26 protein-coding genes are annotated in these 17,741 nt (G+C 38.7%); all 26 read left to right on the top strand.

What is annotated here, in order from left to right:
* Positions 1-24 precede the first annotated feature (24 nt).
* The gene (locus LZP85_RS20760) at positions 25-147 is read left to right on the top strand and encodes an iron-sulfur cluster assembly scaffold protein (protein ID WP_263620949.1); all 123 of its coding nucleotides are present in this window, start codon (positions 25-27) and stop codon (positions 145-147) included.
* A gap of 73 nt (positions 148-220) precedes the next feature.
* Positions 221-451, top strand: coding sequence for an iron-sulfur cluster assembly scaffold protein (locus LZP85_RS09285; protein ID WP_234562172.1), 231 nt, complete (start codon positions 221-223; stop codon positions 449-451).
* 66 nt (positions 452-517) lie between these two features.
* Entirely contained in the window at positions 518-733 is a 216-nt protein-coding gene (locus LZP85_RS09280) for a hypothetical protein (protein ID WP_142925399.1), read from the top strand.
* A gap of 411 nt (positions 734-1,144) precedes the next feature.
* The gene (locus LZP85_RS09275; RefSeq protein ID WP_025907966.1) at positions 1,145-1,405 is read left to right on the top strand and encodes a metal-sensitive transcriptional regulator; all 261 of its coding nucleotides are present in this window, start codon (positions 1,145-1,147) and stop codon (positions 1,403-1,405) included.
* A gap of 48 nt (positions 1,406-1,453) precedes the next feature.
* On the top strand, positions 1,454-1,681 hold the full coding sequence (locus LZP85_RS09270; protein WP_025907965.1) for a sulfurtransferase TusA family protein: 228 nt from the start codon (positions 1,454-1,456) through the stop codon (positions 1,679-1,681).
* A gap of 58 nt (positions 1,682-1,739) precedes the next feature.
* Positions 1,740-2,216, top strand: coding sequence for a DsrE/DsrF/DrsH-like family protein (locus LZP85_RS09265; protein ID WP_119544056.1), 477 nt, complete (start codon positions 1,740-1,742; stop codon positions 2,214-2,216).
* Positions 2,217-2,231: 15 nt separating this feature from the next.
* A complete protein-coding gene (locus LZP85_RS09260; RefSeq protein ID WP_025907963.1) occupies positions 2,232-2,519 on the top strand; it encodes a rhodanese-like domain-containing protein in 288 nt (95 codons plus the stop codon).
* Positions 2,520-2,558: 39 nt separating this feature from the next.
* Complete coding sequence (locus tag LZP85_RS09255) at positions 2,559-3,122, top strand: sulfurtransferase TusA family protein (RefSeq protein WP_025907962.1); 564 nt, start codon at positions 2,559-2,561, stop codon at positions 3,120-3,122.
* 54 nt (positions 3,123-3,176) lie between these two features.
* Positions 3,177-4,289, top strand: coding sequence for an MBL fold metallo-hydrolase (locus tag LZP85_RS09250; protein ID WP_163071166.1), 1,113 nt, complete (start codon positions 3,177-3,179; stop codon positions 4,287-4,289).
* 15 nt (positions 4,290-4,304) lie between these two features.
* Positions 4,305-4,526: a sulfurtransferase TusA family protein gene (locus tag LZP85_RS09245; protein ID WP_182840880.1), complete on the top strand. Its 222-nt coding sequence runs from the start codon at positions 4,305-4,307 to the stop codon at positions 4,524-4,526.
* Between the two features lie 54 nt (positions 4,527-4,580).
* Entirely contained in the window at positions 4,581-5,357 is a 777-nt protein-coding gene (locus LZP85_RS09240; protein ID WP_119544059.1) for a sulfite exporter TauE/SafE family protein, read from the top strand.
* Between the two features lie 364 nt (positions 5,358-5,721).
* Positions 5,722-6,660 carry a heme o synthase gene (cyoE, locus tag LZP85_RS09235; RefSeq protein WP_119544063.1) on the top strand — a complete coding sequence of 313 codons (939 nt, stop codon included), beginning with the start codon at positions 5,722-5,724 and terminating at the stop codon, positions 6,658-6,660.
* 163 nt (positions 6,661-6,823) lie between these two features.
* A complete protein-coding gene (locus LZP85_RS09230; protein ID WP_025907957.1) occupies positions 6,824-7,597 on the top strand; it encodes an SDR family oxidoreductase in 774 nt (257 codons plus the stop codon).
* Positions 7,598-7,628: 31 nt separating this feature from the next.
* Positions 7,629-8,201, top strand: coding sequence for a TetR/AcrR family transcriptional regulator (locus LZP85_RS09225; protein ID WP_025907956.1), 573 nt, complete (start codon positions 7,629-7,631; stop codon positions 8,199-8,201).
* A gap of 4 nt (positions 8,202-8,205) precedes the next feature.
* Positions 8,206-9,081: a 3-hydroxyacyl-CoA dehydrogenase family protein gene (locus LZP85_RS09220; RefSeq protein ID WP_234562170.1), complete on the top strand. Its 876-nt coding sequence runs from the start codon at positions 8,206-8,208 to the stop codon at positions 9,079-9,081.
* Between the two features lie 33 nt (positions 9,082-9,114).
* Positions 9,115-9,516 (top strand): acyl-CoA thioesterase, encoded by a 402-nt coding sequence (locus LZP85_RS09215; protein ID WP_025907954.1) that lies wholly within the window; start codon positions 9,115-9,117, stop codon positions 9,514-9,516.
* A gap of 17 nt (positions 9,517-9,533) precedes the next feature.
* Complete coding sequence (locus LZP85_RS09210; protein ID WP_234562168.1) at positions 9,534-11,294, top strand: acyl-CoA dehydrogenase family protein; 1,761 nt, start codon at positions 9,534-9,536, stop codon at positions 11,292-11,294.
* Between the two features lie 19 nt (positions 11,295-11,313).
* The gene (locus tag LZP85_RS09205; RefSeq protein ID WP_119544089.1) at positions 11,314-12,291 is read left to right on the top strand and encodes a quinone oxidoreductase family protein; all 978 of its coding nucleotides are present in this window, start codon (positions 11,314-11,316) and stop codon (positions 12,289-12,291) included.
* A gap of 155 nt (positions 12,292-12,446) precedes the next feature.
* The gene (trhO, locus tag LZP85_RS09200) at positions 12,447-13,412 is read left to right on the top strand and encodes an oxygen-dependent tRNA uridine(34) hydroxylase TrhO (protein ID WP_119544090.1); all 966 of its coding nucleotides are present in this window, start codon (positions 12,447-12,449) and stop codon (positions 13,410-13,412) included.
* Positions 13,413-13,565: 153 nt separating this feature from the next.
* Positions 13,566-14,087: a TcaA NTF2-like domain-containing protein gene (locus tag LZP85_RS09195; protein ID WP_142925401.1), complete on the top strand. Its 522-nt coding sequence runs from the start codon at positions 13,566-13,568 to the stop codon at positions 14,085-14,087.
* 190 nt (positions 14,088-14,277) lie between these two features.
* Entirely contained in the window at positions 14,278-14,814 is a 537-nt protein-coding gene (locus LZP85_RS09190; RefSeq protein ID WP_182840884.1) for a helix-turn-helix domain-containing protein, read from the top strand.
* Position 14,815: 1 nt separating this feature from the next.
* Positions 14,816-15,745 (top strand): alpha/beta hydrolase, encoded by a 930-nt coding sequence (locus tag LZP85_RS09185; protein WP_119544093.1) that lies wholly within the window; start codon positions 14,816-14,818, stop codon positions 15,743-15,745.
* Positions 15,738-15,938 (top strand): hypothetical protein, encoded by a 201-nt coding sequence (locus tag LZP85_RS09180; RefSeq protein ID WP_119544094.1) that lies wholly within the window; start codon positions 15,738-15,740, stop codon positions 15,936-15,938. The genes LZP85_RS09185 and LZP85_RS09180 overlap by 8 nt, the downstream gene beginning before the upstream one ends.
* Positions 15,919-16,239 carry a YbjQ family protein gene (locus LZP85_RS09175; RefSeq protein ID WP_025907946.1) on the top strand — a complete coding sequence of 107 codons (321 nt, stop codon included), beginning with the start codon at positions 15,919-15,921 and terminating at the stop codon, positions 16,237-16,239. Before LZP85_RS09180 ends, LZP85_RS09175 begins: the two co-directional genes overlap by 20 nt.
* Before the next feature lie 141 nt (positions 16,240-16,380).
* A complete protein-coding gene (locus tag LZP85_RS09170) occupies positions 16,381-17,070 on the top strand; it encodes a hypothetical protein (protein WP_025907945.1) in 690 nt (229 codons plus the stop codon).
* A 95-nt stretch (positions 17,071-17,165) separates the two neighbouring features.
* Positions 17,166-17,624, top strand: a complete 459-nt coding sequence (locus LZP85_RS09165) for a GNAT family N-acetyltransferase (RefSeq protein ID WP_242529518.1) — start codon at positions 17,166-17,168, stop codon at positions 17,622-17,624.
* The last annotated feature ends 117 nt before the right edge of the window (positions 17,625-17,741 follow it).

Here is a 17,741-nt window from a genome sequence, read left to right as displayed (position 1 = left end):
TATGGATGAAGGGAGAGAAACAGTATGAAGCTGGATCATCTGTACAAGCAAGTGATTATGGACCATGCCAAGAATCGGAGAAATGAACGCTTTATGGAGAACTTTACTCATAAAGTCCATTATAAAATCCAACTTGTGACGACGTGATGACAATGTATGCGATTATCGTCGAAAACCAGATTAAAGCCGTATCCTTTTTGGAGAAGGGTGCTTTATCAGTATGGCTTCGTGTTCCATGTTTACAGAAATTGCATCAGGACGAAATCTTAATGAGATGAATGAGTTAGATAAGGAAATGAAAGAACTAATTGTAGTAGGAAAAACAGTGGAAGATGAGCGTTTAGGAGAAGCTGTTAGCTTAAAAAACGTGCACCAGCTTCCTGCACGCTATAACTGTGCGCTGATGCCATGGCAAGCCTTTAAAAAGCTTATTCAAAATGAAAATAGATAGGCTTTAAATTGGTTTTTTATGTTAAAATTAACAATAACAGAAAATCCCAAAAAAGAGGGTGACACGATGAAGGATAAAAAGAAACAAAAAATAATAATGAGCTTAATCATTGCCGTTGTTGCGCTATTAGTTACATCATTCATCTTGTTTTTTAAAGGGTATTATGGGGCATCGCTAGGAGTCGGCGGCGTGTTTTTTGTGTTAGCAACAGCTTTGGGTCAGTGGTCTTCAACTAAAAACGAAGACTATGTGTATAGAAAATCAGGAGGTCCATACTTGTGATAAGGCTGTCGATGCTTATTAGATTAACTAGCGTTATAGATCTACTAGTCAAAGCCAAAAAAACAAACCAATCAAGAGGTTTGTTTTTTTATTTGAGCTCCTTAAGAACAACTTATCCTTTTTTCTTTAGCAAAAACATGATAGGGTATTAAATACTTAGAACTTTTTTAGAGAATGGTTTATTCATTTGATTAGTAACTACTCAAATATAACCTCTTTCTCATGAGGTGAATTCCTGTATCTACTTCAATACTTATATTAGAAATCCTTGATTTTCAGGCTTTGACAGAGGTTTAAATGGTAGGCACATTCATCATTTTAAAAAAATTACTAAATGTGTTGACATTTATACCTATAGGGGTATATTATATGAGTAACGAAACACAGCACTTCAAAAAAGGAGGAACGCTGATGGAATATACGACTCAAATTCAAAATCGTGTTAAGCGTATAGAAGGTCAGCTTCGCGGCGTTTTACGCATGATGGAAGAAGGAAAAGACTGCAAGGAAGTTATAACGCAGCTTTCCGCAGCACGATCAGCAATCGATCGCACAATGGGTCTTGTGGTGAGCACAAACTTAGTAGAATGTGCGCTGGAAGCAGAAAGAAACGGCGAATCTGTGGATGAAATGATTCAAGAAGCCGTTGGATTATTAGTAAAAAGCCGCTAATTTTTTTAATATAAAATATACCCCTATAGGTAAATGGAGGAATGGAAAATGAACGTAACAAAACAATTAGACGCAAAAGGTTTAGCATGTCCAATGCCAATTGTACGAACAAAGAAAGCAATGAACGAATTACAAACGGGTGAAGTACTAGAAGTTATTGCGACTGATAAAGGAGCAAAAAGTGACTTAACAGCATGGGCGAAGTCAATGGGACACACAATCGTTAAAGCAGAAGAAACAGATGACGTACTATCATTTTGGATTCAAAAAGGATAATTTTTTTAGCTAACATTATACCCATACGTGTATAAGTAAAAACAAGGAGGAATTTAACATGGAAAAGAAAAGAACAACAATTGTATTATTCAGCGGTGATTACGATAAAGCCATGGCTGCTTATATTATTGCAAACGGAGCAGCAGCTTACGATCATGAAGTAACCATCTTCCATACGTTCTGGGGATTAAACGCTCTTCGTAAGGAAGCAATGGTGCCAACTAAAAAAGGGTTTATGGAAAAAATGTTCGGTAAAATGATGCCTCGCGGCGCAGATAAAATGGGCCTTTCAAAAATGAATTTTGCAGGAATGGGACCTAAAATGATTAAAAGCGTCATGAAAAAGCACAATGCGGTGCCATTACCAGATTTAATTGACATGGCAAAAGAGCAAGATGTAAAGCTTGTAGCATGCACAATGACGATGGATTTATTAGGATTACAAAAAGAAGAGTTAGTAGATGGAATCGATTATGCTGGTGTAGCTGCTTATTTAGCAGACGCTGAAGAAGGTAACGTAAACTTATTCATTTAATGAGGAGGACTATTCATGAAAGAGATTCTAGCAAAAGATGTTGAAAAGAAATTAAATCAGTTAACGGTACTGGATGTGCGTGAAGTAGCTGAGGTAGCGGAAGGCAAAATTCCTAACGCTCTTCACATTCCGTTAGGGTTAATCGAATTTCGTATGAATGAGCTGGATAAAAACGTTGAGTACACGGTTGTGTGTCGCTCAGGTGGGCGCAGCTCTCAGGCAGTTCGCTTTTTAGAAAATCAAGGATTTAAGGTTCAGAACATGACGGGCGGTATGCTTGCATGGGAAGGGCCAACAGAATAAAAAAATTTGCAAGTTAATATACCCTAGGAGGTAATAAGGATGAAAGCCAACGTAATTTTAGATGCAAAGGGCCTAGCGTGCCCAATGCCGATTGTAAAAACAAAAAAAGCAATGAATGATGTAGAAGCAGGACAGGTGCTAGAAGTGCAGGCAACGGATAAAGGTTCAAAAGCGGACTTACAGGCGTGGGCAGAGCGTACAGGTCACCAGTATTTAGGCGTCATTGAAGAAGGCGACGTGTTAAAGCACTTTTTGCGCAAATCATCTAATGAAGAAGGAATTGAAAAGAAACATCCATACCTTGTTAGCAACGATGAACTAGAAGCAAAATTAGCAGCTAACGAATCGATTCTTGTAGTAGATGTGCGAGAAGAAGCAGAATATGGATTCCGTCATATTCCGAATGCAGTTAATATTCCACTAGGAGACCTAGAGGCGCGTATGAATGAGCTTGATAAAGGTAAAGAGGTATTTGTTGTTTGCCGTACAGGAAGCAGAAGTGATTTAGCAGCTCAAAAGCTGAGTGAAAGCGGATTTACAAGCGTAAAAAATGTTGTACCTGGTATGAGTGAATGGTCAGGAGAAACGAAATCATTAGCATAAATTTTTTTATCAAAATAAATACCCTGGGAGGTAATTTAGGTGACAGTAAATCAAATGAGTGCTGCTGAGGTAGCAAAAAAAGCAATTAACAAAGAGGCTTTATTTATCTTAGATGTTCGTAACGAAGATGCATTCCAAGATTGGAAAATTGAAAGTGAAAACTTTACGTATTTAAATATTCCGTATTTTGACTTATTGGACGGTGTAGAAGGTATTCTAAATCAACTTCCACAAGATAAAGACATATTAGTTGTCTGTGCAAAAGAAGGCTCATCGATTATGGTAGCAGAAATGCTTTCAGATGAAGGAAAAGACGTATTTTATTTAGCTGGTGGTATGCGCGCTTGGAGTGAGCATTTAGAGCCAGTTAAGTTAGGCGAATTAAAAGACGGCGGAGAGCTATATCAGTTTGTTCGTATCGGTAAAGGTTGTTTATCATACATGGTTGTGTCAAACGGTGAAGCAGCAATTATTGATTCAACACGCATGACGGATACGTATTTACAGTTTGCCGATGAGATAGGAGTGAAAATTACTCACGTATTTGATACGCACCTACACGCAGATCACATTTCAGGTGGACGCATGATTGCGGAAAAAACAGGAGCTGCTTATTGGTTGCCGCCAAAAGACGCAACAGAAGTAACTTTTGCATATGAAGCGCTTGAAGACGGTAACGACGTGACAATCGGAAATACAACGATTCACATTCACGCGCTTTATTCACCAGGTCACACAATTGGATCTACATCTTTCATCGTTGATAATCGCTACTTATTATCAGGAGATATTTTATTTATTGATTCAATTGGTCGTCCTGACTTAGCTGGTATGGCTGAAGATTGGGTAGCTGATCTTCGTGAAAGTCTATACACTCGCTATCGTAACCTATCAGATCAATTAATCGTTCTGCCGGCTCATTTTATGATTATGGATGAGCTAAATGAAGATGGAAGCATAGCAAAACCGCTTCATGAGCTATATGCAAACAATCACGGCTTAAACATTGAGGATGAAGAAGAATTCCGTAAGTTAGTAACGGAGAACCTACCTCCTCAGCCCAATGCATATCAAGAAATTCGTCAAACAAATATGGGGAAAATGACGCCAGATGAAGATAAGCAGCGTGAAATGGAAATTGGACCAAACCGCTGTGCAGTTCGATAAAGAGGAGGAGAAATAATGGGAACTTTTGTAGATGCGACAGGATTAGCATGTCCAATGCCAATCGTAAAAACAAAAAAAGCAATGAATGAGCTAAATTCAGGTGAAATTCTAGAAATTCATACAACAGATAAAGGAGCAAAAAGTGACTTAGCTGCTTGGGCAAAATCAATGGACCATGTGCTTGTTAAACACGAGGAAGAAGGATCTGTCTTCAAATTTTGGATTCAAAAAGCGTAACAAATAGAGGGGAACCACGCACGGTTCCCTTTTCTAATGAAAGGAGTCTATCACATGGATCTTTGGTTTATAACGGTTATCTTTTTAATTGGGTTTATTGGTTCGTACTTATCTGGAATGCTTGGAATTGGTGGTTCAATTATTAAGTATCCAATGCTTTTATATATTCCTCCGATACTTGGTCTTACAGCTTTTTCAGCACATGAAGTCTCAGGAATTAGCGCTGTCCAAGTGTTCTTTGCGACAATTGGGGGCGTATGGGCGTATCGAAAAGGAGGTTATTTAAACAAAAACCTTATTCTTTATATGGGAGCTAGCATTTTAATTGGAAGCTTTATTGGTGGGTTTGGTTCTCAAATGATGTCAGAAGAAGGTATTAACTTCGTATATGGAATTTTAGCGTTAGTCGCTGCTATTATGATGTTTGTTCCGAAAAAAGGCATTGATGACCTGCCACTTGATCAAGTAACGTTTAATAAATGGTTAGCTGCTGGCTTAGCTTTCATTGTGGGAGTAGGATCTGGTATTGTCGGAGCAGCGGGAGCCTTTTTATTGGTACCGATTATGCTTGTTGTTCTTAAAATTCCAACACGTATGACAATCGCCTCTTCTCTAGCCATTACGTTTATCTCATCAATTGGCGCAACGGTAGGAAAAGTAACGACTGGGCAAGTTGATTACGGTCCAGCTCTTATTATGGTTATTGCAAGCTTAATCGCCTCTCCTCTTGGAGCAAAGGCAGGGCAAAAAATCAATACAAAGGTTTTACAAATCGCTCTTGCACTATTAATTTTAGCAACGGCAATTAAAATATGGATTGATATTTTGTGAGCGTAGAAATTATTCTGCGCTTTTTTCTGTTGTGAAAATGTGAACAAAAGTCGAATTTTGTCATTAAATGCTATGAATACCTATCCGAAATGAATATTTTTATGATAAAATAAAAACATTATGTTCGTCTTGCTTCATTAGAACTGCTTTGTGACTAAGGGTTTGTTAACGATTAAAAGAATGGAAAGACCAAAATAGGTTAACACTTGTACAAAAATGTATTTTTTGTGAACTTCTTCTTAGAAGTTAGTCAAATAAATAGTGAGTTGTTATTATTTAAGAAGAGCATGGAGTAGGAGACTACTTAAAACTACTTTTTTACTGCAAAGGCGGTAAAATTGACAAAGGAATGAAACAAACAATCATGCAAAGTACTACAAAAACAAATCATCATGCTGAACAAGCATCGTTACCAAAGCAAACGTTTGTGGCGATTTTATCCCAAACCATTAAAACAGGCATTATTAAATCTAATTTAATACCTATGTTTGCCGGGTTAACCTTAGCTTTGTACACATATGACATGAGTCTGTTTGATAATATTCCTGAAATTATTTTAGCTTTTATCGGCTCTTTCCTTGTGATCGGTGCAGCTGGGGCTTTTAATAACCTCTACGATCGCGACATCGATGCCATTATGGAAAGAACAAAAAGCAGACCGACTGTAACCGGTGAAGTGAAACCAACATTTGTATTAGTACTTGCAAGCAGCATGGCCATTCTCGGAATTGGAGCTCTTGCATTAACGACACCACTCGCTGCCTTGTTAGGATTTCTAGGGCTGTTTTTTTATGTGGTTCCGTATACAATGTGGACAAAGCGCCGCACAATTTATAATACAGAAGTCGGAAGTATTTCAGGGGCAATGCCTCCGTTAATCGGATGGGCAGCTATTTATCCAGACGTGACTCATCCAGCTATTATAGGATTATTCGTTGTAACTGTTATTTGGCAAATGCCACACTTTTATGCCATTGCGATCCGTAAACATGACGAGTACAAAGCAGCTAATGTACCAATGCTTCCGGTAGTTAAAGGGTTTGAGCGTACGTACATTCAAACAAATATTTACCTCGCAATTTTAGTTGTCATTAGCTTTTTATTCGGAACGTTAAGCATAGGTTTAATGCTCGTTGCCTTGCTATTAAGCGTTGCTTGGTTTGTGCTTAGCATTACGGGGTACCGAAAAATGGATAAAGAAAAATGGGCAAAATCAATGTTTATTTTTTCACTAATTCATATGACGGTGTTATTTTCAACAATTATTATCTATTCATTAATAGGTATTTTCTTTAATATTTAAATCGAAAAGCGACTCCTTATCAAAAAGGAGTCGCTTTTTTTAAATAATAAATGTTTAAAATTTCTAAAAAATACTTGCTGTTATAAAATGATTCGGTATATGATAAATATGAAACATACCAACCGGTTAGTAAGTATAGCCAATTCTGCGAGGAGGGAAAAAGATGCATGTGAAAGAGCTCTTTGACCTAACAGGTCAGGTCGCAATCGTAACGGGAGGAGGCCGAGGCCTTGGTGAACAGTTTGCAACCGGATTAGCTGAAGCGGGCGCTCACGTTATCGTTTGCTCTCGAAAGTTGGAATCTTGTGAAAGCGTATCCGAAAAAATAAAAGAACTAGGCGTTGAATCGCTAGCAATACAGTGTGACATCACGAATCAAGAAGATGTTAAAAACGTGGTGGATACGGTCATTGCTCAGTTTGGAAAAATTGACATTGTGGTTAATAACAGCGGAGCAACATGGGGATCAAAGGTGGAAGAGATGCCTTTAGAAGCTTGGCAGAAAGTGCTTCAAACAAACGTAACAGGCACATTTTTAATGGCTCAAGAAGCTGGAAAACATATGATACATGCTAAAAAAGGAAAGATTATCAATATCGCATCGGTCGCTGGATTTGGAGGTTCACATCCAGAATATATGAATTCTATTGGCTATAACACAAGTAAGGGAGCCGTTATTACGTTTACGAAGGATTTAGCCGTAAAGTGGGGACAGCATAACATTCAAGTAAATGCAATCGCTCCAGGATTCTTCCCGACGAAAATGGCGGCTATGACGATGAGAGAAGGAAGAGATTACTTTTTAGAACAAACGCCGCTCAAGCGTTTTGGTACAGACGTTGATTTAAAGGGAGCAGCTGTTTTTCTAGCATCAAGAGCTTCCGATTACGTCACAGGTGATGTTCTAGTTGTAGACGGGGGGTTGCTCGCAACATAACTTTATTAAATTTCAAAAGGCGGCGGAGAAAATGAAAGAACGCATCATGGAAACAAGCATTTTACTATTTGCAAAGAAAGGCTTTAAAGAAACGTCCATTCAAGATATTGCAGATGAATTGAACGTGACCAAAGGAACCTTTTATTATTATTTTAAAAGCAAAGAAGAAGTGCTGCTTGATATTCACCGCTCATATATTGAGCACTTAGTTGAAAATCAAGAAACCATTTTGCGTGCCGATGAGTTGTCTTGCGGAGAAAAACTCTATGAGATGATTTTTAAATTAATTTACGATATTGAAAAAGAGGGACTGCGAGCTAAAGTGTTTTTTCGCGAAATGCGCCATTTGAGTGATAACCACCTTTTAAGCATTGTGCCAAAGCGTGATCAGTTTAAAATGAATCTTCAAGATCTAATTGAAGCTGGAATAAAAGCTGGTGAATTTAGAAGGGACTTGCCAGCAGATATCGTAACGCTTGGAATTTTAGGCATCACAAACTGGAGCTATTTTTGGTTTCAGCCAAGCGGAGAACGTTCAGCACAAGAAGTAGCAGCGATTTTTTATAACATGCTAGTAGATGGACTACAGTTGAAAGGGGAATAAAAAAATGATCATTAAGCATATAACAGTTGTAGGTGCAGGGCAAATGGGTCATCAAATTGCCATCTTAGCAGCTTTAGGAGGATATGAAACGACGATTCATGATATGAATGAACATTCACTCAATAATGCAAGAAACCAGCTTCATATGCTGTTAGATCGCTGGATTGCTAAAGGTAAATTAACCGTAAAGCAAAAGGATGAAGCGCTTGTTAAGCTATCGTATACGACCGATTTAAAAGAAGCTGTTGCTGCTACTGACTTTGTAATTGAAGCGGTTGTTGAAAAGCTTGAAGTAAAGAGAAGCGTATTTGCCGAACTTGATGAGTATGCGCCAAAGCACGCTATTTTAGCTTCCAATAGCTCAACAATCGTTAATTCATTACTAGCTTCCGCAACGACTCGACCTGATAAAGTCGTAAATATGCACTTTTTCTTCCCGCCAGTTGTCATGGACTGCGTAGAAGTTGTCATGAGTGAAGAAACAAGTCAAGAAACAGCAGCGATTACCATGAATGTATGTAAGCAAATGAATCGTACAGCAGTCTTGCTTCAAAAAGAAATCTCTGGTTTTATTGCTAATCGTATTTTAGGCGCTCTTCATAAAGAAGCGATGTTTCTTTACGAAAACGGTTATGCGGACTTCAAAGATATTGATTTAATTTGTAAAAAAGCGCTTAATCATCCGATTGGACCATTTGAATTAATGGATTTATCCGGTATTGATGTTGGCTACTACGTAATGAATCAGCGCTATGCAGAAACGGGAGATCCAAGCGATTTACCTCCCGAATTCCTAAAAGAAAAAGTAGAAAAAGGAGAGCTTGGGCGCAAGACGGGAAAAGGGTTTTATACGTATGAAAAAGAGCATATCAAAAAATAACGAGCAATCACCAAAGAAGAGGAGAGGTTAAACATGAGCGATACGAAAATTAAAGTGAGATTTTGCGAGACAGATGCACTGGGTCATATTAACAATACAAGCTATTTTATTTATTTAGAAGAAGCGCGAATTGATTTCTTTGAAAAAATGGGTGTGAAAATGGATTCAAGCAAGTGGGCTTATTTAATTGCTTCCACCAAATGTGATTTTATTGCCCAAGGGTATTTTAATCAAACACTTGTTGTTTCCACGTACGTAACGCGCATCGGTCATAAAAGCTTTACGATCGGTCACGAAATTACGGACAGTAAAACGAATAGGTTAATTGCTAGAGGAGAAGCGGTTCTTGTTCACTTCGATTTTGACTTGCAAAAGAGCGTACCGCTTCCAGATGACGTGTGTGCGTTTTTACAGAATTATTTACAAACTGTTTAAGAGAGGGAGTGGAAACAATGTTTCAAGACGTAAAACCATCGTCGTTTGGCGGTACGTTCATAGTGAAGGCTGCGTCTGATGCATGCACCCCAGAAGACTTAACAAGTGAGCAAAAGCTAATCGCGCAAACTGCTAGTCAGTTTGCCGAAAAAGACGTATATCCCTATAAACAAAAAATCGATGAACAAAACTTTGAGCTAGTGGTAAGGCTGATGAAAAAAGCAGGAGAGCTTGGCTTATTGGCTCATAGCGTGCCCGAAGCATACGGAGGACTTGGTCTTGATAAAGTAACGAAAGGAATCGTGGGCGAAGCGCTTGGGAAAACGGGTTCTTATGGCGTTGCTCACGCAAATCATACGTGCATTGCAACGCTTCCGATTACGTATTTTGGAACAAAAGCGCAAAAGAAACGCTACCTGCCAAAGCTTGCAAGCGGTGAATATATCGGTGCTTACTGCTTAACGGAGCCAGAAGCTGGGTCAGATGCGCTTTCCGCTCGAACCACAGCAGTGTTAAATAATGAAAAAACGCACTACATTCTAAATGGAACCAAGCAATACATTACAAGCGCTGCGTTTGCAGACACGTTCATTACGTATGCAAAAGTAGACGGCAAGCATTTTACAGCTTTCATTGTCGAAAAAAACTTTCAAGGTTTATCTATTGGACCCGAAGAAAAAAAGATGGGCATTAAAGGGTCGTCCACTTGCCCTGTTGTTTATGAAGATTGCTTAGTTCCTGTTGACAACGTACTAGGTGAAGTTGGCAAAGGGCACGTCATTGCATTAAACGTGTTAAATCTCGGTCGCTATAACCTCGGGTTTGCGTGTGTAGGAGGTGCAAAACATGCGCTAGAGCTTACGCTTTCTTATACGAAAGAACGAAAACAATTTCAAACGGCTATCGCTCATTTTCCTGCAACGAAAGAAAAGCTAGCTTTGATGAATGCCCGCATTTATGCTGCTGAATCATTACAATATCGAACGGGCGGCTTATTAGAAAGCGTGCTGGCAGGTGCTTACGAAAACAATGATCCGAAAGAGGCCGCAAAAAGCTTAGCACAGTTTGCGATGGAGTGCTCAGTGTGTAAAGTATATAGCTCTGAAGCATTCGACACGGTGGTGGACGAAGCGCTTCAGCTACACGGCGGTGCTGGGTTTATTCAAGATTACGAAATTGAATCAGTTTATCGCGATTCGCGTATTAATCGGATTTTTGAAGGAACAAACGAGATTAATAGACTGGTCTTACCGACGCACTTTCTGCGAAAAGTAAAAAGTGGAGAGCTTGTTTTAAATCAGGAAACACTTGAACAAGCATATGGCGCTATAAAAGAAGAAAATGACCTTCTCCCTCTTGAAAAGAAAGCTGTTCACACAGTGCGCTATCTTCTTCTATTACTTTTAAGTGAAGCATTAAAAGTAGCAAAAGAGCATATAGTCCACGAGCAGGAAGCCTTAATGAAGCTTTCAAACCTTGCTATTGGTTTATATGCAATGGAATCAGCCGTCATCCGAACGGAAAAAGCAGTCAGGAAAAATGGGAAAGAAAACGAACAGCTGAAAGTTGATCTGACAGAGCTAGTAGTGGATTTAACGATGCGCAAGGTAAGAGATGAAGCGACGCAGCTTATTAACGGTATTGCTACTGGTAAAAAGCATCAAGCCCTTCACTGTGAACTTCAGACTGTAATGAGCGATTTTCAATACGAAGGCACGTTTACTAAAACGCGAAGAGTGGCAGATTCATTGATTGAAAGCGATCGTTATACGTGTTAACTAAAAAGGAGGAGTAAAAATGAAAGCGATTCAATTCAAACAATACGGTAGTCCAGATGTACTAAGAGTGATTAATTTGGCAAGACCCGTCCCGAAAAAGAAAGACGTTTTGATTAAAGTAGAAGCGATTGGTGTTAATTACGCTGATACGGCTAGAAGAGAAGGAGCGTACGTTGTTGATACGCCGCTTCCGTTTATTCCTGGTTCTGAAGTGGCAGGAGAGGTTGTTGAGCTTGGTGAAGAAGTAGAAGGAATAAAAGTTGGAATGAAAGTCGTTACGCTGCTTGGGTCACACCGAGCAACAGGGTATGCGGAGTATACGCTTGCCGATTCTAGAGGTCTTATTCCGCTGCCGGACGGAGTTGATCTTAAGCAAGCAGCTGCCTTGCCGCTTCAAGGCTTAACAGCGTATCACATTTTAAAAACGATGGGGCGAATTGAAAAAGGAGAAACTGTTGTGGTACACGCTGCTGCAGGAGGCGTTGGTACGCTTGCTGTGCAGCTTGCGAAAAAGTTTGGTGCTAACGTAATTGCCACAGCGAGCTCAGATGAAAAGCTTGCTATTGCCAAGCGTCTAGGAGCCGATGTTCTCATTAATTATACGGAAGCAGGATGGCAAAACAAAGTGATGGAAGAAACAAAGCACGGAGCGGACGTAATTTTAGAAATGGTTGGAGGGTCCATTTTTTACGATTCTCTGCAGTGTCTTGCGCCGTTTGGCCGTCTTGTATTCTACGGAATGGCAAGCGGTCAGCCTGTAAAATTTAATCCAGGAAGGCTGATGGAGAAAAACCAGTCCGTAATGGGGTTCTTTTTACCACAAATGATGGCAAAGCCTAGTTTGTATCAGCAAAGTTTACAAGAGCTGTTAACCTATATGAAAAACGGCGAGCTTGAACTGCTGATTGGTGGAACGTATCCACTTGAAGATGCAGCGCATGTTCATCGTTTATTACAAGGAAGAAAAACGACAGGAAAACTTATTTTAGTACCATAAATTTTCGAACTAAGAACATTTGATTTTACAGATGTTCTTTTTTTTAGTATTATATATAAGGTTACAGATCGTAACGTAAATGTAAGATTTTCAATGTAAAACAACCTATATGCATTATATCTTGCAAATATGAACAGATAGGTGGAAACAAAAAAATGAGTACTAACAAACCTTATAGAGTTCTTCTCTATTACATGTATGTTCCAATTGAAAACGCAGAGGAATTTCGTGATGAGCAGTTTGCGCTATGCGAAGAGCTTGAACTAAAAGGAAGAATTTTAGTAGCTTCTGAAGGAATTAATGGAACAGTTTCAGGAACAGTAGAACAAACAAATCGCTACATGGAAGTAATGAAGCAAGACCCTCGCTTTAGCGAAATGGTCTTCAAAATAGATGAAGCCGATGAGCATGCGTTTAAAAAATTACGCGTTCGCCATCGCTCAGAGCTCGTAACATTACGTCTTGAAAACGACATAAACCCACTTGAAACAACAGGTAACTATTTAAGTCCAAAAGAGTTTTTCGAAGCAATGCAGCAGGAAGATACGGTTGTAATTGATGCGCGAAACGACTATGAGTTTGACTTAGGTCACTTCAGAGGTGCAGTACGCCCAGATATCCGTAATTTCCGCGAGCTGCCAGACTGGATTCGTGAAAACAAAGAAATGTTTGAAGATAAAAAAGTCTTAACATACTGCACGGGCGGTATCCGCTGCGAGAAGTTCTCAGGCTGGTTAAAAGAAGAAGGCTTTGAGGATGTAAGTCAGCTTCACGGCGGAATTGTAACATACGGTAAAGACCCAGAAGTGCAAGGTGAATTATGGGACGGGCAGTGCTACGTGTTTGATGAGCGTATCAGCGTTCCTGTAAACCAAAAAGAACACGTAATTGTTGGTAAAGACCACTTTGACGGACAGCCTTGTGAGCGCTACGTAAACTGCGCAAATCCAGCGTGTAACCGTAAGATTTTAGCTTCTGAAGAAAACGAGCACAAATATTTACGCAGCTGCTCTCACGAGTGTCGCGTAAATCCTCGTAACCGCTATGTAAAAGAGCACGGTTTAACGGACGAGGAATTTGCACAGAGAGTAAAAGAAGTACAAGAACTAGCAACAACATAAAAAAACAGCATTCATTTAAGGCCCAAATCTCACACGATTTGGGCTTTTTTGGTTTGAGTGAGTTACATACAAACCATTTATTTTTTTACAGGTAAAGCAGGAATGAAAGAGATATGAATGGAAAATAATGAAAAAGAAAGGAGTGTGGAAAGAATGAAGCACTTTATAGGTATCTTCACTCTAGCAGCTGTATTGACCGGATGCCAAGATCAGGCAGACGAGAAAAAGCAAGTTCCACCCACAAATCCTAAGGAAGAAGTTGAAGAAACGGTGACTACGCCGAAACCATCACAACCGATTAAGCAGCCTCCAGTTCAAGCAGTGGATGAAAATATCCACTCGTATATTAAGAAATATGCAGAGGCTTATGCAAAAGCCGTTACAGCAGGGTCAATTAAAGAAATCAGTCCGTTTTTGAAAAAAGGTAGTGTTCTATACAATACAGAGCTTGCAAAAATCAATGAGCTAAACTCAAAGAAGATCTCGTATAAACTTTTGAACGTGAAGCTAATGGGCCTTCAAAAAACGGATGATGGGTACGTCATTAAAGTAGAAGAGTCCTTTGAACAAGCGGAACCTGGGAAAGGTTCACAAACAGTGATGTTTAACAAATCGTATACTACAAGCTACAAAGATGGTAAATTGATGATTGTAGATATAAAAGAGGAAGCGTAAACCAGTTAGCACGATTAGCTAACTGGTTTCTTTTTAGAGTATATTTATAAATAAAACTATGTTCTAAATAATCATTATAAAAACAGCGGATTAACGAATTGAAATATTATCAAAAATGATAATAATGATTGATTTCTATCGTAGATGTGCTATTATTATCATATATGATAATAATGAAAGGAAGGTCTTGATGAGTTCATCAAAAGCAGACGCAATCTTACATCCAATCCGAATGCGGATTATACAGGAGCTAGCAAGCAAACCTTGTACAGTACAAGAGCTACTTCAGTGCCTTCAAGATGTTCCTCAAGCAACGTTGTATCGCCACTTAAATACGCTAAAAAAAGCGGAAGTTATTGAGGTAATTAAAGCACAAAAGATTAGGGGAACGGTTGAAAAAACGTACGCGTTAGCACAGGCTAGTGCTATTTTATCAGGAGAAGAAGTTCAACATTTATCTAAAGCAGAACACTTGCAGCATTTTATGAACTTTTACACGATGCTCGCCAAAGAGTTTGAAGCATATCTAGAGGGAGACGTTAATTTTGAGAAAGATGGATTTGGGTACCACCAGCTTCCCCTTCATTTAAGTGAGAGTGAGCAGCAGGCGTTTTTAGAAGACTATAAAAAGCTGATAGATAAATATCAGCTTAAGCCACGAGAAGATCGCCGTATGCGTACGATGGCCGTCTCATTTATTCCAGAACGTCAAAGAGGAGAGAACTAAGATGCGGGAAAAAGAACTTCAGCTTACAGCTGTTAAGGCCATGCTAACAATTCCTGATGAGAAATCAGGTAAGAAGCCGGCTGTATTAATAATTAGCGGGAGTGGTCCAGTAGATTATAACGGAAACACCAAAAAGTTTGCGAGCAACGTTTATCGTGATTTAGCAGCTGTCTTTACAGAAATGGGATATGTCACACTTCGTTATGACAAGCGAAATCTCGACGCGTTTTACAAAACGACGTTAACGGACCTCATTCAAGATGCAAAAGAAGCTTTTCACGCTTTGCAAAATCAGCCTGAAGTAGATGATAAGCAACTATTTATTGCGGGACATAGCGAAGGAGCAATGATTGCTACAATTATTGCGGAAGAACTTCATGCTACAGGCTTAATTTTGCTAGCTGGTGCAGGACAAAACCTCATCGAAGCAACTGAGTATCAGCGAGAACGAGCTTATAAAGAAATCTCGGCTCAAGGTGGGTTTAAAGGTTGGTTATTCCAAAAGCTAAAGGTTATTGAAAAAGATCGACAAAAAGCTGATAATCTTTTCAAGCGTTTTAAAGAAGCAAAAGAAGATGTTGTGCGCGTACAGCTTGTTCGCATGAATGCAGCATGGTGGAGAGAGCATATGATGGTAAATATGCATCACTATTATGAAAAATTATCGATACCCATTTTAGCTATAACGGGATCAAAGGATGTGCAGGCAGATCCTAACGCACTTCAAGTTCTAAAACCGTATCCTACAATTGAAACAGTAATCATTAAAGATATGAATCACGTATTAAAAATACAAACAGAAGAGCCTTCCATGATGAAGCTGATGAAGCAATATAAGCAGACGTTTTCACAGCCGATTGCACCAGAGCTATGTGACGTAATGGGAAGCTGGCTTACGAAACAAATACAAGGAAGGAAATCTCATGAATAAACTTATTTTAATTATATTTACTATTGCTGTTGTTGCACAGCTGACGGGGATTGTTCTTTTATTTATAAATGCCAAGCTCGCCCTTCAGGTTTTTCTCTACTATGTGGCAGCAATTATTCTATTAGTTCCTTTATTGATCATAAAAAAACGGAAAACAAAAGAGGAGGATCCAAATGATTATCGTGACTACTGATAATGTATCAAACTATCAAGTAACAGAAACAATTGGGTATGTAAAAGGAAGCACGGTGCAGTCTAAAAACATCGGTCGTGATATTTTAGCAGGCTTAAAGAATATTGTAGGAGGAGAAATTAAAGAATATACGGAAATGATGGATGATGCTCGAAAAATCGCAGTTGCGCGCATGGTTAGAGATGCTGAAGAAAAGGGAGCAAACGCCATTGTCGGCTTCCGTTTAGTCAGTTCAGCTATTGCCAGTAACGCTTCTGAAATTGTGGCGTACGGAACGGGTGTGAAGGTAGTTAACAGTTAAGAATAGCCCCCTCTTAACACGCTTATGAAAATATATCTATGCTAAAAGTTTTAATTCTATTGTAAAAATATATTTACATAGAAATATTTACAAAGTATAATGGTTCACTGTAAAAAGTTTATGTAGGGGGCAATATACGTAATGAGTAAGTTTTTTAAAGTACTAACATCAAGTTTAGTTGTAGGAGTGTTACTGGCTGGTTGTGGTAGCAACTCTGATAGTTCTAATGGTGCAGAAGAAACAAAAGAAGAGCCAAAAGCAGCGGAACAAAAACCATTAAAGAATGATGTTCCAAAACCAGAGAAAGATGAAAGTGGAAATTACATACTGAACGTTCCTGGTCAAAAGGTAAAAGATGATGGTGCTACGGCAGAACTCTTAAAAATAAAAGAAGTAAATGAAACAGTCGATATTTCACCATTAAAAGTGACAATTGAAGATATTAAAGTAATTAAATTAACAGATCTAGACGAAGAGTTTGCTGAAGGTCTAGAGTGGATGGCTGACACAAAAATTAACCCAGAGGAAACTTCTTATGTTCAGGTTAATTACACTGCAGAAAACACATCTGACAGCAATATTGAATGGTACGATATTATGAATGTTGTTACCGATAAGGGTGAACAAATCGACGGACAACTTAAAGATTTTATTTCTGATGACGGAGATTCAGATTCACAATTCATTGGTAAAGTTAAAAAAGAATATACAGATGGTTTTGTTGTGAAAAATGAAGATATCAACTCTGTTAAGCTAGTTTTTGGTTATACTGAAGACGAAGACTATAACGAAATTACACCTGAACAAACGGTTGAATACACGTTTGAATAAGAAAAACTGCCGAAGGGAATTCCTATCGGCAGTTTTTTATACTTTTATCTTAAAATGAAAGGGAGAAACAAGAAGTGAAATATGTAATTGAAAAAATGACAGTGAACGATATTCACTCTGTGCAACAAGTAGCCACAGAAAGTTGGCACCATACATATAAAGGTATTATCCCTTTGGACGTACAAAACAATTTCTTGCGAGCTGCATATAGTACAGACATGTTGAAAAAGCGGATGGAAGAGTCGGAGCTGTGGGTAGCGCTCGTAGAAACTAAAGTAGTGGGCTTTGCAAACTTTACACCAGTTAATGAAAAATGGGAAAGTGAGCTGCTAGCGATTTACTTACTGCCAGAGTATCAAAGAAAAGGAATTGGTACAGCACTTTTTGAAAAAGGAAGCCGTCATGTCAAAAAAGTGATTGTCCATGTTGAGCGGGAAAACCAAAACGGCATGTCCTTTTATCGTACACAAGGGTTTTCAGTTACAGATGAGTTTGATGAGGATTTTGATGGGCATCTCCTACAAACCGTTCAAATGACTCTTCAAATAAAGTAAAAGAATCAGTGAGTTAATACTGATTCTTTTTACGAACTCATTTTTATTAAACTATGTTCTAAATAAACAACAATATTAAAAACCTCAGTACTTAAAACCTTTTCACGATATCATAAT

The sequence above is a fragment of the Priestia flexa genome (assembly GCF_021441905.1).
In the GTDB taxonomy this organism is placed as follows: Bacteria; Bacillota; Bacilli; order Bacillales; family Bacillaceae_H; genus Priestia; species Priestia flexa.
Note: the sequence above shows the minus strand (reverse complement) of the source record. Positions and strands in the feature narration are given on the sequence as shown.

Excerpts from the sequence above, each read along its gene's own strand:
- LZP85_RS09260 (WP_025907963.1), top strand. The coding sequence starts at position 2,232 with ATGAAAGAGATTCTAGCAAAAGATGTTGAAAAGAAATTAAATCAGTTA.
- LZP85_RS09195 (WP_142925401.1), top strand. The coding sequence starts at position 13,566 with ATGAAGCACTTTATAGGTATCTTCACTCTAGCAGCTGTATTGACCGGA.
- LZP85_RS09230 (WP_025907957.1), top strand. The coding sequence starts at position 6,824 with ATGCATGTGAAAGAGCTCTTTGACCTAACAGGTCAGGTCGCAATCGTA.
- LZP85_RS09225 (WP_025907956.1), top strand. The coding sequence starts at position 7,629 with ATGAAAGAACGCATCATGGAAACAAGCATTTTACTATTTGCAAAGAAA.
- LZP85_RS09280 (WP_142925399.1), top strand. The coding sequence starts at position 518 with ATGAAGGATAAAAAGAAACAAAAAATAATAATGAGCTTAATCATTGCC.
- LZP85_RS09185 (WP_119544093.1), top strand. The coding sequence starts at position 14,816 with ATGCGGGAAAAAGAACTTCAGCTTACAGCTGTTAAGGCCATGCTAACA.
- LZP85_RS09170 (WP_025907945.1), top strand. The coding sequence starts at position 16,381 with ATGAGTAAGTTTTTTAAAGTACTAACATCAAGTTTAGTTGTAGGAGTG.
- LZP85_RS09250 (WP_163071166.1), top strand. The coding sequence starts at position 3,177 with ATGAGTGCTGCTGAGGTAGCAAAAAAAGCAATTAACAAAGAGGCTTTA.
- LZP85_RS09285 (WP_234562172.1), top strand. The coding sequence starts at position 221 with ATGGCTTCGTGTTCCATGTTTACAGAAATTGCATCAGGACGAAATCTT.
- LZP85_RS09270 (WP_025907965.1), top strand. The coding sequence starts at position 1,454 with ATGAACGTAACAAAACAATTAGACGCAAAAGGTTTAGCATGTCCAATG.
- LZP85_RS09220 (WP_234562170.1), top strand. The coding sequence starts at position 8,206 with ATGATCATTAAGCATATAACAGTTGTAGGTGCAGGGCAAATGGGTCAT.
- LZP85_RS09240 (WP_119544059.1), top strand. The coding sequence starts at position 4,581 with ATGGATCTTTGGTTTATAACGGTTATCTTTTTAATTGGGTTTATTGGT.
- trhO (WP_119544090.1), top strand. The coding sequence starts at position 12,447 with ATGAGTACTAACAAACCTTATAGAGTTCTTCTCTATTACATGTATGTT.
- LZP85_RS09180 (WP_119544094.1), top strand. The coding sequence starts at position 15,738 with ATGAATAAACTTATTTTAATTATATTTACTATTGCTGTTGTTGCACAG.
- LZP85_RS09165 (WP_242529518.1), top strand. The coding sequence starts at position 17,166 with ATGACAGTGAACGATATTCACTCTGTGCAACAAGTAGCCACAGAAAGT.
- LZP85_RS09275 (WP_025907966.1), top strand. The coding sequence starts at position 1,145 with ATGGAATATACGACTCAAATTCAAAATCGTGTTAAGCGTATAGAAGGT.
- cyoE (WP_119544063.1), top strand. The coding sequence starts at position 5,722 with ATGCAAAGTACTACAAAAACAAATCATCATGCTGAACAAGCATCGTTA.
- LZP85_RS20760 (WP_263620949.1), top strand. The coding sequence starts at position 25 with ATGAAGCTGGATCATCTGTACAAGCAAGTGATTATGGACCATGCCAAG.
- LZP85_RS09255 (WP_025907962.1), top strand. The coding sequence starts at position 2,559 with ATGAAAGCCAACGTAATTTTAGATGCAAAGGGCCTAGCGTGCCCAATG.
- LZP85_RS09190 (WP_182840884.1), top strand. The coding sequence starts at position 14,278 with ATGAGTTCATCAAAAGCAGACGCAATCTTACATCCAATCCGAATGCGG.
- LZP85_RS09175 (WP_025907946.1), top strand. The coding sequence starts at position 15,919 with ATGATTATCGTGACTACTGATAATGTATCAAACTATCAAGTAACAGAA.
- LZP85_RS09205 (WP_119544089.1), top strand. The coding sequence starts at position 11,314 with ATGAAAGCGATTCAATTCAAACAATACGGTAGTCCAGATGTACTAAGA.
- LZP85_RS09215 (WP_025907954.1), top strand. The coding sequence starts at position 9,115 with ATGAGCGATACGAAAATTAAAGTGAGATTTTGCGAGACAGATGCACTG.
- LZP85_RS09210 (WP_234562168.1), top strand. The coding sequence starts at position 9,534 with ATGTTTCAAGACGTAAAACCATCGTCGTTTGGCGGTACGTTCATAGTG.
- LZP85_RS09265 (WP_119544056.1), top strand. The coding sequence starts at position 1,740 with ATGGAAAAGAAAAGAACAACAATTGTATTATTCAGCGGTGATTACGAT.
- LZP85_RS09245 (WP_182840880.1), top strand. The coding sequence starts at position 4,305 with ATGGGAACTTTTGTAGATGCGACAGGATTAGCATGTCCAATGCCAATC.